Below are 10,866 nucleotides of genomic sequence, written 5' to 3' on the forward strand. Positions count from 1 at the left end.
GCCAATGCTCATGTGTGGTAAAGTAACACACAAGAAATTGAAAGACAATCAGCTGACTATTCCGTGTCTATTTATAGCTAAGGTTTTGAATCTACAGTTTGACTTAGACAAACTTGTTTACTACACATATAGCGTAGACCGAGTTGAAATGACTAATAATTTTCAATAATATCCAAAATATAGTGACATATAAACTTGATTATGGTATAATTTTCCTGTAAATGATTAACCTTTTTCTGAAAGGAGGTATTGCTTATGATGAAAAAGCACTTTAAGAAACTTGTTAGTTTGGTACTTTCGCTTATCATGGTTGTGGGAATGTCTGTAACCACTTTTGCAGCTGAAGTACAACCAGCGGCTACCACAGTAGGGACTTTAACCATTTTTTCTTCAAATGACGGCGGAAGTTCTTCTTGGGATACATCTGGTCATGCATTTATTGCATTCAAAAATTCGTCATCTTCTTCAATAAGAGTTGGCGGATTAAATGTAGGGGCTGGACATGAAATTACATTTGGAACATGGGGAAACAAATCTCAACATACAGGGATTTGGTATAATCTTGAATCATATTTTGCTAATAATGCAAGCGCTTATGGAAATCGTGTATCACTCTCAATGTCTGTAACGCAGAGCAATATAGATACGATCAACGACATCATTAGCAAAAACGATAAGTGGTCACTCACAAATAATTGTTCCTCGTTTGCAGTAAAAGTTTGGAATAGTGTTTCTTCAAAGACTTTAAGTGCGGGTATTCCAAATACACCAACTTCGCTAATGTCAAGTATTAAGTCGAAAAGTGGCTATCAAACAGGTCGCTCTATTGGTAACACAACACCTATCGGATATGTAAGCAATGGATCATTTGTAACTGTGACAATGAATAAAGCGAATGCTTCTAAAACTGATGCTGTATCAATCGTGAATACCACTATTGGCAATGCTGAATTCATTACACCTATTGACATGAATCCATATAGCTATACTACGAATTAAAACTTATTCTTTTCTTGTCTTAAATAATACGGCGTTAATAGAAAAAGAGCGTATCAACATTGATACGCTCTTTTAACTATCTTTTCTTTTTTGCTACCAATGCAATAATGATACATACAATTATACCAATCAAAAAGGGAATTGCCCACAAAAAAGCTGTACTGGCGGGTGCGCTGTATCCAGCATTTTTAGTACCCCAAAGCATTTTTCCATAATTAAAAGCAACAACTGCACACATTACATCGGACAACAAAATTGCAAGACCGAAAAATAAATAACTAATCTTTTTCATGAATAATCCTCCTTTGATTTAATCAGATACTAATCATAATATCTCAATTAAATTATACGGCAAATATATGAATTTTTCAACCTCAATACCGAAGATGTTTGAGTAGAAATAGATTATTTACAACTAAATAACCGCCGCCCCGCAGCAGCACATGAGCAGTAAGTCTGAAAAAGATTTGCTGCTTTTTTTGTTGTCTGTTTGGCAAATTTCAAAATGCTCCGTATTAGGGAATGAAGCCGGGAAAAACGATCATGTGCGGTAAAGTAACACACAAGGATTTGATAGACAGCAGTCCCCACTATTCCGAAAATTAAGTAAAAATGAATAGATTTCTTAAAGTCTGTATGATAAAATATGATTATGAAAAAATCGACGAATCGGAATTTTTGAGGGGGAAAAATGGAACAAATACAATCAAATTTTAATGGGCAATTACTAAGTAGAGATAAAATAAAAATAATTGCATTACTGTCAATGTTATTAGATCATATAGGTGCATTTATAATTTATCCAATGTATGTAAACGCATGTATGGTGAATGGCGTTGAAATGATGGGTGAGTTAGTTCCGAATAATGCAAGAATAATATATCTGATTTATATGGTCTGCCGCATTATTGGGCGACTGGCTTTTCCGATTTTTTCATTTATGATTGTAGAAGGATTTCTCCATACACATAATTTGAGAAAATATCTATGTAGATTATTTCTATTTGCAATTATATCTGAAATCCCGTATGATCTTGCGAATACAGGAACTGTACTTGAAATTTCTAAGCAAAATGTGTTGTGGACATTTATTATTGCTATTATTATGATGTGGACTTTAGAAAGAATACGCACAAAAATTGAAAGCAATGTAAAATATATTCTTTTAACAATTATCGTGATAAGTATTTCTGCTCTATTTGCAATATTTTCAGATGGAGGAATAGGAGGAATATTGCTTATTGCATCTATGTATCTATTTCATAAAAAGAAAACTTGCTATTGGATAGGGTGTGTTTTATCTTTATGCGTTATGTCATTACAATTTATGTGGATACAACTATTTGCAGCAGTCGCACTTATTTTGCTTGAAGTATATAACGGAAAGAAAGGAAAAGATTATAAATATCTTTTTTACATTTTTTATCCAGCCCATTTGTTAATATTATGGTTTGTTTCTTACATAGGTTTCATTGGTTGATGGTGTTTCGGCAGAATGCTCATGTACGGTAAAACAACACACATTGAGTTGCATAACAATCTCTGATTTTTGCTAAATAGCAAACCCAGCCGAGCCAGTCAACGGCAAGTAAATGGGCTTCGCCCACCGTTGACAACCCCGTCTGTCCTTGCTGGTGAATAACTAAGGGGCGACAGCATATTTTGCTGTCGCCCCTGCCCACAATTACAAAAATTATTTTTCAATGTGGATAATTGCCGATTTGAAGTTACTTAGTCAACATTAAAAGTATATGTGCCATCCACACTTGCTTTCCCCTGAATGGTGTATGTACCACTAAATGCTGGAATCTGATCTAAGACTACATCTTCTCCCGGCAAAACGCTTTTGGTGCTACCAATCTGTTTCCCTTTATCATCAACTACTCTAAGTGTAACTTTTCCTGGATTATTCGCATCACTTGTGACTGTTGGAGAATCCGGGAAAATATTGTTTGAGCTTGTGATATTCTGATATGAAGTAGTATTTAACTTTGCGGTTCCAGACCAGTTGATACGAGGCTGAACTTCCGTATATCCTGTTGGAATATCTTGCTGAATTATTTCTGGTGTAGCTGCAAAAGCAGGCATACATGTGGTTCCAAATAATGCTGCCGCAATGGCGAGTGTACCGATTGATTTTTTGAACATAATACAACCTCTCTTTCTTGAAAAACAATTTCAAAGATAATTAGAAAACAATAAATTTTGTGTATTATTTACTGTTTACGCAGTTATTATATAATATTTTTGTAACAAACGCAATATAAAAGGGAAAATTTCCCATAAACAAGTCGGCGTACTTTTTCTAAATATAGAGGAGCAAATATAGATTTCAATATGAAAATATGGTAGAATTATTGCATTGAATTTCATTCAGAGGAGGTTAACACAGTTTGACTAATGGGTTATTAAAAAGAGCAAATCATTGTATCTTGAATATTGATGAACGAATCAGTCATATTCAATTTCTCACGGGAAATTCATTAAAGGTTATTGCAGTTCTTTCAATGGTTGTTGACCATTTGTGCAAAATTATATTCCAATGGCTTTTATCAAACCATTGGGGTGTTATGGTAGATAATGGGCAAATGTCATGGGAGCAGTTTCAAAAAATAGATAATTTCATACGGTTTGATTTACAGAGCATTGGGACAATCGCATTTCCATTATTCTGTTTTCTATTGGCGGAGGGGTTCCAACATACAAAAAATAAAAAACGCTATGTTGGGTTAATGTTTATATTTGCTCTTATTTCCGAAATTCCATTCGACATAGGTTTCTTTAGTCAATATTCACAAATGGAAGGCACTTTTCCGTTTTATTTGAAATATCAAAATGTATTTTTCACTTTGTTTTTAGGCTTATTGACATTAGTATGTCTTGAAAGACTTTCGTGTAAATCAGAGGTACGAACTGATAAAATCAAATCAGCTATTTTGCAAGTTATCTGTGTCGCAACTTTAGCTCTGGTTGCTGAACTGATACGCTGTGACTACGGTATGCAGGGGATCTTGTTCATAGTAGCATTTTATATTTGTCGAAATCATCGAATTTATCAAGTGTTACTATTCCTTTTGGCGTACATGGGTGCAACTGGAAATCAACCACCTTTATTTACGATTCTTGCTTGCCTACTTATTCTATTATATAACGGCAAGCGTGGTAAGCTAAAGCTCAAATACTTTTTCTATGTTTTTTATCCAGCACACATCTTTATCCTATATTTAATTCAAATATGGATAGGGAAAAATTTATTATAAAAAGTCCGCTTATAACTGAATAACCGCCGCCCCGCAGCGGCACATGAGCAGTAAGTCTGAAAAAGATTTGCTGCTTTTTTGTTGTCCGTTTGGCAAATTTCAAAATGTTCCGTATTAAGAAATGAAGCCGGAAAAAAGCCGCTGATTTTTTCATACAGCGGGCAAAACGCAGCCAGCCTAACGCTCTATTTGCGAAAGAAAAAGCTGGTTGCGATTTTCCGGAAAAGCGGCAGTAGGAAGTGAGCGGCAGTCCGGCAGTTTCTTAGAGCAAGTTTCTACCACGGTGCCAAAATCCGCAATTCTGCGGTTTTGCCCCTCGCGGGAAACTTGTTGGGGAGTGCCTTCCCCAAACCCTGCTATGGCGGCTTGCGCCGCAAAAATATTTCCGTCCGGCAGGCCATTTTTTTGCGAGAACTGCCCCGGAAATACCTAACAGACCAGCCTATTTTTTGTGATAAGTGAAAGGAGGTTTACAGCCTATGCCGAAGCGATACAACACACCCCACCGCAGCCGCGTTGTGAAAACCCGGCTGTCCGAAGAAGAATACGCCGACTTCACAGCGCGGCTTGCGCCCTATGGTATCAGCCAGTCCGAATTTCTCCGGCAGGCGATACGGCGGGCGACTATACGCCCCGTAATCCATGTCTCGGCGGTCAATGATGAACTGCTCTCCGCTGTTGGAAAGCTGGCCGCCGAGTATGGCAAGATTGGCGGCAACCTCAACCAGATTGCCCGGTATCTGAACGAGTACGGCGTACCCTATAACGCGCTGTCCGGCGAGGTACGCGCCGCCATAGCCGACCTTGCCGCCCTCAAGTATGAAGTCCTCAAGAAAGTAGGTGACGCAGTTGGCAACACTCAAGCATATCAACTCTAAAAACGCCGACTACGGAGCCGCCGAACAATACCTGCTGTTTGAGCATGACGAGTTTACCATGAAGCCTGTCCTTGATGAAACCGGCAGGCTTATCCCCCGCGAGGACTACCGGCTGTCCACGCTGAACTGCGGCGGGGAGGATTTTGCCGTTGCCTGTATGCGGGCAAATCTCCGCTATGAGAAGAACCAGCGGCGGGAAGATGTGAAAAGCCACCACTATATCATCAGCTTTGACCCACGGGACGGCCCGGACAACGGCTTGACCGTAGACCGGGCGCAGGCATTGGGCGAGAAGTTTTGCGCCGAGCATTTCCCCGGCCACCAAGCCCTTGTATGCACCCACCCGGACGGGCATAACCACAGCGGAAATATCCATGTGCATATCGTCATTAACAGCCTGCGGATTGAGGAAGTGCCGTTCCTGCCCTACATGGACAGGCCAGCCGACACGAAAGCCGGTTGCAAGCACCGCTGTACCGACGCGGCCTTGCGCTACTTCAAGTCCGAAGTCATGGAGATGTGCCACCGGGAGGGGCTTTACCAAATCGACCTCTTGAACGGCAGCAAGAACCGCGTCACAGACCGGGAGTATTGGGCGCAGAAAAAGGGACAGGCCGCACTGGACAGGCAGAACGCCCCCATGATTGCAGGCGGTATCACGCCCCGGCAGACCAAGTTTGAAACGAACAAGGAGAAGCTGCGGCAGACCATACGCGCCGCGCTGTCTACAGCGGCCTCATTCGAGGACTTTTCCTCTCTGCTGCTGCGGGAGGGCGTGGCCGTCAAGGAGAGCCGGGGGCGGCTTTCCTACCTTACGCCGGACAGGACAAAGCCCATTACCGCCCGGAAGCTGGGTGACGACTTTGACCGCGCCGCTGTCCTTGCCGTTTTGGAGCAGAACGCCGCCAGAGCCACAGAAAAGGCCGCGGCCATACTCGAATACCCCCGGCGTGGGAAAACCGGCATACAGCCCACAAAAGCCCCTCAAACCGCCCCGAAACAGGACGGTGTGCAGCGGCTTGTGGACATTGAGCAGAAGAAAGCCGAGGGCAAAGGCCGGGGCTATGAACGCTGGGCGATCATGCACAACCTCAAACAAATGGCCGCGACGCTGAATGTGTATCAGGAATACGGCTTCACTTCCCCGGAGCAGTTGGAAGCCGCCGTTGATACCGCCTATCAGGAAATGCGCCAGACCAGCGGCAAGCTGAAAGCACTGGAAACGAAGCTGCAAGGGAAAAAGGAGTTGCAGCGGCAGGTACTTGCCTACGCCAAGACCAAGCCCGCCCGCGACGGGCTGAAAGCGCAGAAATCCGAGAAAGCCCGCGCCGCATACCGGCAGGCACATGAGAGCGATTTTATCATAGCTGAAGCCTCCGCCCGGTATTTCAAGGCGCATGGCATTACCAAGCTGCCCGCCCGGAAAGCGTTGCAGGACGAGATCGAGCAGCTTGTTTCCAAGAAATCCAGCCTGTATAACACCTACCACGAACAGAAGCAGCGGTACACGGAGTTGCAGACCGTCAAGCGGAACATCGACCAGATTTTGCGCCGGAGCGAGCCGCACCGCAGAAAGGAGCAGAGCCATGAGCGATAAGCTGCCCCGCATGGACTACCGCCAGCACCGGCGGGCGCGGCGGCTGGTGCATGAGTGCTGTAACTACGACGGGGGGAACTGCCTGCTGTTAGATGACGGGGAGCCTTGCGTGTGTGTCCAGAGCATTTCCCTTTCTCTCATGTGCCGGTGGTTCCGTGTGGCTGTCCTGCCCCTTGACGAGGAACTGGCCGCCGCCCTCTTGTATCGGGGGAGCCGGAAACGATGTGCCGTCTGCGGCGCGGCCTTTGTCCCCAAGTCAAACCGGGGAAAATACTGCCCGGACTGCGCCGGACGCATGAAGAAAATCAAAGCCGCCGAGCGAAAGCGGAAACAAAGGCATAAATGTCACGCTTTAGAGCCTTTCAAACCCGCATAAATCAAGGCTTTTTTCGTGGGTGTCAAAGGGTGCGCGATACATTTATCCTTTTCCACCGGAAACGCCGTCCTAATGCGTGACAAACTGCCAAAATCAACCCGAACACAGGGAGGTGATACTATCGCTGATTATATCATGGCAGACACGCCGCTGCCTCTCTTTCTGCCTTATCCCCGTTTCCTGCTGAAAATGGAGATTTCCCAGACCGCCAAGCTGCTGTATTCGCTTCTGTTAGACCGCTCAACCCTCTCACAGAAAAACAAGTGGCAGGACGACAAGGGCAGGATTTATATTATCTATCCCATCGCGGAGATAGCCGAAATACTGGATAAAGGCAGCACCACCATAAAGGGGGCGCTTAACGAACTGGACATGGCGGGGCTTTTGGAACGGGAACGGGGCGGCTTCTCCGCACCGAACCGGCTATATGTGAAAGTGCCACGTGTGCCACAGGTACAGTTTTCCGACCAACTGATGGCCGGAAAACCGACCCTCACAGAGCCGGAAAACCGACCTACTGATGGTCAGAAAACCGACCTTATGATGGTCGGAAAACCGTCCCCTAACCAAACTACTATAAACAACCTTACAGAGAACCAAACAATGGGAGCGAGTGGGGAGCCGCCCGCAGCTTTTGGCAGATACCAGAATATTTTCCTGTCAGAAACAGAATACGCAGAACTGAAAGAGGACTACCCCGACAGGCTGGAACGGTTCATTGAGGAATTGAGCCAGTATATCGCCGCCACCGGGAAAGATTACCGCAACTATGCCGCCGCTGTCCGTATGTGGGCAGACCGGGACAGAAAGGGAGCCGCAAAACAGGGCGTCCCCGATTACTCATTCAAGGAGGGAGAGAGCCTATGAACACCACATTTTCAGAAATGATTGACAGATTGACCGCCACCACCCCGGAGCCGGAGGACTACACCGGCGAGGACGGTTTACTGTACTGCGGCAAGTGCCATAAGCCGAAAGAAGCCTATTTTGCGCCGGACAAGGCCGCTGTCTTTGGCCGTGACCGCCACCCGGCAGAGTGCGACTGCCAGAGAGCCGCCCGTGAGGAACGGGAAGCCGCCGAGAAACGACAAAAGCACCTTGACACCGTAGAGGACTTGAAACGCCGGGGCTTTACCGACCCCGCCATGCGGGACTGGACTTTTGAGAACGACAACGGCCAGAACCCGCAGGCAATCCGGGCGCGCAACTATGTGAAGAACTGGGAACGGGCATACGCCGGGAATGTGGGCTGCCTGTTCTGGGGGAGCGTCGGCACCGGCAAGAGTTACCTTGCGGGCTGTATCGCAAACGCCCTCATGGAGAAAGAAATCCCCGTCTATATGACGAATTTTGCCCTTATCCTCAATGACCTTGCCGCCAGCTTTGAGGGCAGGAATGAATATATTTCCCGCCTTTGCCGCTATCCGCTGCTTATCCTTGACGACTTCGGCATGGAGCGCGGGACAGAATACGGGCTGGAACAGGTTTTCAATGTGATTGACAGCCGTTACCGCAGCCGCAAGCCGCTGATCGTCACGACCAACCTCACGCTTTCAGAGTTGCAGCACCCAAAAGACACCGCCCATTCCCGGATTTATGACCGGGTGCTGGAAATGTGTCCCCCGGTGTGCTGTACCGGCGGCAATTTCCGCAAAAAGGCCGCGCAGGACAAGCTGGGGCTTTTGAAAGAACTGATGAACGAGTGAAAGGAGTATTGCCTATGGCAGATAACAAGCAGCACGACACCCGCACCGCCCGCCGCCCCGACTGCGTGACGGAAATCCGCATGGGCAATTCCGTCCTTGTCGTGTCCGGCTATTTCAAAAAAGACACTACCACCACCGCCGCCGACAAAATGGCGCGGGTACTGGAAGCGGAAGCCGCTGCTACACAAAAACCGGCGATTTGACAAGCTGTAAAGAAGCAGATTTGACACTTTTGCCGCTATACAACCAGCCCTGTTCCGTGGTACAATGAAACCACGGAATAGTGGGGCTGGCTGTCGGAAACGGAGGATTTTATGTTAAGACAAGCCACCCAAAACCTCATTACCGCCCTTTATCCGAGATTGTCCCATGAGGACGAATTGCAAGGCGAGAGTAATTCCATATCGAACCAAAAAAGGATACTCGAAACCTTTGCAAAACAAAATGGCTTTACCAATCTGCGCTGGTACACCGACGACGGCTTCTCCGGCGCGAACTTTCAAAGACCCGGTTTTCAAGCCATGCTTGCAGACATTGAAGCCGGGAAAGTGGGTACGGTCATCGTCAAGGACATGAGCCGGTTAGGGCGAAACTACTTGCAGGTAGGGTTTTACACGGAAATGCTGTTCCCTCAAAAGGGAGTGCGGTTTATCGCTGTCAACGACAATGTGGATAGCGCAAACGGCGGCATGGACAACGATTTTACCCCTCTGCGAAATCTGTTCAACGAATGGCTGGTGAGAGATACGAGCAAGAAAATCAAGGCAGTAAAACGAGCAAAAGGCATGAGTGGAAAGCCTGTTACCAGCAAGCCGGTATATGGCTACCTCATGGACGAGGACGAGAACTATATCGTTGACGAGGAAACCGCGCCGGTAGTCCAGCAGATATACCAGCTTTGCCTTGCCGGGAATGGCCCGACCAAGATTGCCCGTATGCTTACGGAGCAGCAAATCCCCACGCCGGGGACGCTGGAATACCGCAGGACGGGCAGCACCCGCCGATACCACCCCGGCTATGAGTGCAAGTGGGCGACGAACACCGTCGTTCATATCCTCGAAAACCGGGAGTACACCGGCTGTCTGGTAAACTTCAAGACGGAGAAGCCCTCTTACAAGGTCAAGCACAGTGTAGAGAACCCCGTGGAGAAACAGGCTGTTTTTGAGAACCACCATGAGCCGATTATCGACACGGAAACATGGGAGCGTGTGCAGGAGTTACGCAAGCAGCGCAAACGCCCGAACCGCTATGATGAAGTGGGGCTGTTCTCCGGTATGCTGTTCTGCGCCGACTGCGGCCATGTGATGTACCAGCAGCGGTATCAGAACAAGAACCGTAAGCAGGACTGTTACATCTGCGGCAGCTACAAGAAGCGCACCCGCAACTGTACGGCACACTTTATCCGCACCGACCTGTTGACCGCCGGTGTCCTCTCCAATCTCCGGCAAGTGACGGAATACGCCGCCAAGCATGAGAGCCGCTTTGTGAAGCTGCTTATCCAGCAGAACGAGATCGGCGGCAAGAGAAAGACCGCCGTAGCCACCAAGCAGCTTGAACAGGCGCAGGAGCGTATTGCCGAAGTGAGCCGCATTATCAAGCGGCTGTATGAGGACAATGTAAACGGCAAAATCAGCGACGAGCGTTTCATGGAACTGTCGGCAGACTATGAGCAGGAGCAGCGGGAACTGAAAGACCGCGCCGCCGCTTTGCAGGCCGAACTGGACAAGTCGCAGGCCGCCACCGTCAACGCGGAAAAGTTTATGGGGATTGTCCGAAAGCACCTTGCCTTTGAGGAACTTACCCCCACCCTCTTGCGGGAAATGATTGAGAAAATCGTCGTGCATGAGTGCAGCTATGACGAGAACGGCACCCGCAGGCAGGACATTGAGATTTATTACAGCTTTGTCGGCAAGATTGACTTGCCAGAATAACTGCCCGACCTATCCGACACAATGGCCAAGTGCCGGATAGGAACGGCAAAATTTTTTACACTTCTATTACTTCTTTATCGCACATAAACAAAGTCTCAGGGCATCAAGCAGCTCATGGC

At 47.0% G+C, this 10,866-nt stretch carries 12 protein-coding genes; 10 read left to right on the top strand and 2 right to left on the bottom strand.

Annotation, left to right across the window (positions count from 1 at the left end):
* The first annotated feature begins 255 nt into the window (after positions 1-255).
* Complete coding sequence (locus NI20_RS15220) at positions 256-999, top strand: hypothetical protein (RefSeq protein ID WP_156108645.1); 744 nt, start codon at positions 256-258, stop codon at positions 997-999.
* A 76-nt stretch (positions 1,000-1,075) separates the two neighbouring features.
* Here NI20_RS15220 and NI20_RS0111980 read toward each other — a convergent pair whose 3' ends face one another.
* On the bottom strand, positions 1,076-1,291 hold the full coding sequence (locus NI20_RS0111980) for a hypothetical protein (protein WP_033121632.1): 216 nt from the start codon (positions 1,289-1,291) through the stop codon (positions 1,076-1,078).
* 399 nt (positions 1,292-1,690) lie between these two features.
* On the opposite strand from NI20_RS0111980, the gene NI20_RS0111985 reads away from it, so the two are divergent.
* Entirely contained in the window at positions 1,691-2,479 is a 789-nt protein-coding gene (locus NI20_RS0111985) for a TraX family protein (protein ID WP_052084666.1), read from the top strand.
* 251 nt (positions 2,480-2,730) lie between these two features.
* Here the strand turns inward: NI20_RS0111985 and NI20_RS15225 are convergent, their stop codons facing one another.
* Positions 2,731-3,147, bottom strand: a complete 417-nt coding sequence (locus tag NI20_RS15225; RefSeq protein ID WP_156108646.1) for a hypothetical protein — start codon at positions 3,145-3,147, stop codon at positions 2,731-2,733.
* A gap of 245 nt (positions 3,148-3,392) precedes the next feature.
* On the opposite strand from NI20_RS15225, the gene NI20_RS0111990 reads away from it, so the two are divergent.
* The 8 genes from NI20_RS0111990 to NI20_RS0112025 all read left to right on the top strand — a co-directional run bounded on the left by NI20_RS0111990 (position 3,393) and on the right by NI20_RS0112025 (position 10,747).
* Positions 3,393-4,259, top strand: a complete 867-nt coding sequence (locus NI20_RS0111990) for a TraX family protein (RefSeq protein ID WP_033121633.1) — start codon at positions 3,393-3,395, stop codon at positions 4,257-4,259.
* A 479-nt stretch (positions 4,260-4,738) separates the two neighbouring features.
* Positions 4,739-5,137, top strand: coding sequence for a plasmid mobilization relaxosome protein MobC (gene mobC, locus NI20_RS0111995; protein WP_033121634.1), 399 nt, complete (start codon positions 4,739-4,741; stop codon positions 5,135-5,137).
* Positions 5,109-6,734, top strand: coding sequence for a relaxase/mobilization nuclease domain-containing protein (locus tag NI20_RS0112000; RefSeq protein WP_033121635.1), 1,626 nt, complete (start codon positions 5,109-5,111; stop codon positions 6,732-6,734). The genes mobC and NI20_RS0112000 overlap by 29 nt, the downstream gene beginning before the upstream one ends.
* Positions 6,724-7,110, top strand: a complete 387-nt coding sequence (locus NI20_RS0112005; RefSeq protein WP_005875990.1) for a cysteine-rich VLP domain-containing protein — start codon at positions 6,724-6,726, stop codon at positions 7,108-7,110. The genes NI20_RS0112000 and NI20_RS0112005 overlap by 11 nt, the downstream gene beginning before the upstream one ends.
* 72 nt (positions 7,111-7,182) lie before the next feature.
* Positions 7,183-7,977, top strand: a complete 795-nt coding sequence (locus NI20_RS0112010; RefSeq protein WP_005875989.1) for a replication initiator protein A — start codon at positions 7,183-7,185, stop codon at positions 7,975-7,977.
* Positions 7,974-8,816, top strand: coding sequence for an ATP-binding protein (locus NI20_RS0112015; RefSeq protein ID WP_005875988.1), 843 nt, complete (start codon positions 7,974-7,976; stop codon positions 8,814-8,816). The genes NI20_RS0112010 and NI20_RS0112015 overlap by 4 nt, the downstream gene beginning before the upstream one ends.
* 14 nt (positions 8,817-8,830) lie before the next feature.
* Positions 8,831-9,019 carry a transposon-encoded TnpW family protein gene (locus tag NI20_RS0112020; RefSeq protein WP_020995296.1) on the top strand — a complete coding sequence of 63 codons (189 nt, stop codon included), beginning with the start codon at positions 8,831-8,833 and terminating at the stop codon, positions 9,017-9,019.
* Between the two features lie 111 nt (positions 9,020-9,130).
* The gene (locus NI20_RS0112025) at positions 9,131-10,747 is read left to right on the top strand and encodes a recombinase family protein (protein WP_005875986.1); all 1,617 of its coding nucleotides are present in this window, start codon (positions 9,131-9,133) and stop codon (positions 10,745-10,747) included.
* Positions 10,748-10,866 lie beyond the last annotated feature (119 nt).

Origin of the sequence: Oscillibacter sp. ER4, from assembly GCF_000765235.1 — a bacterium.
GTDB lineage: Bacteria > Bacillota > Clostridia > Oscillospirales > Oscillospiraceae > Hominicoprocola > Hominicoprocola fusiformis.

Bases quoted from the DNA above. Each gene is read 5' to 3' on its own strand.
- NI20_RS0111980 (WP_033121632.1), bottom strand. From the start codon at position 1,291: ATGAAAAAGATTAGTTATTTATTTTTCGGTCTTGCAATTTTGTTGTCC.
- NI20_RS0111985 (WP_052084666.1), top strand. From the start codon at position 1,691: ATGGAACAAATACAATCAAATTTTAATGGGCAATTACTAAGTAGAGAT.
- mobC (WP_033121634.1), top strand. From the start codon at position 4,739: ATGCCGAAGCGATACAACACACCCCACCGCAGCCGCGTTGTGAAAACC.
- NI20_RS0112025 (WP_005875986.1), top strand. From the start codon at position 9,131: ATGTTAAGACAAGCCACCCAAAACCTCATTACCGCCCTTTATCCGAGA.
- NI20_RS15225 (WP_156108646.1), bottom strand. From the start codon at position 3,147: ATGTTCAAAAAATCAATCGGTACACTCGCCATTGCGGCAGCATTATTT.
- NI20_RS0112015 (WP_005875988.1), top strand. From the start codon at position 7,974: ATGAACACCACATTTTCAGAAATGATTGACAGATTGACCGCCACCACC.
- NI20_RS0112020 (WP_020995296.1), top strand. From the start codon at position 8,831: ATGGCAGATAACAAGCAGCACGACACCCGCACCGCCCGCCGCCCCGAC.
- NI20_RS0112005 (WP_005875990.1), top strand. From the start codon at position 6,724: ATGAGCGATAAGCTGCCCCGCATGGACTACCGCCAGCACCGGCGGGCG.
- NI20_RS15220 (WP_156108645.1), top strand. From the start codon at position 256: ATGATGAAAAAGCACTTTAAGAAACTTGTTAGTTTGGTACTTTCGCTT.
- NI20_RS0112010 (WP_005875989.1), top strand. From the start codon at position 7,183: ATGCGTGACAAACTGCCAAAATCAACCCGAACACAGGGAGGTGATACT.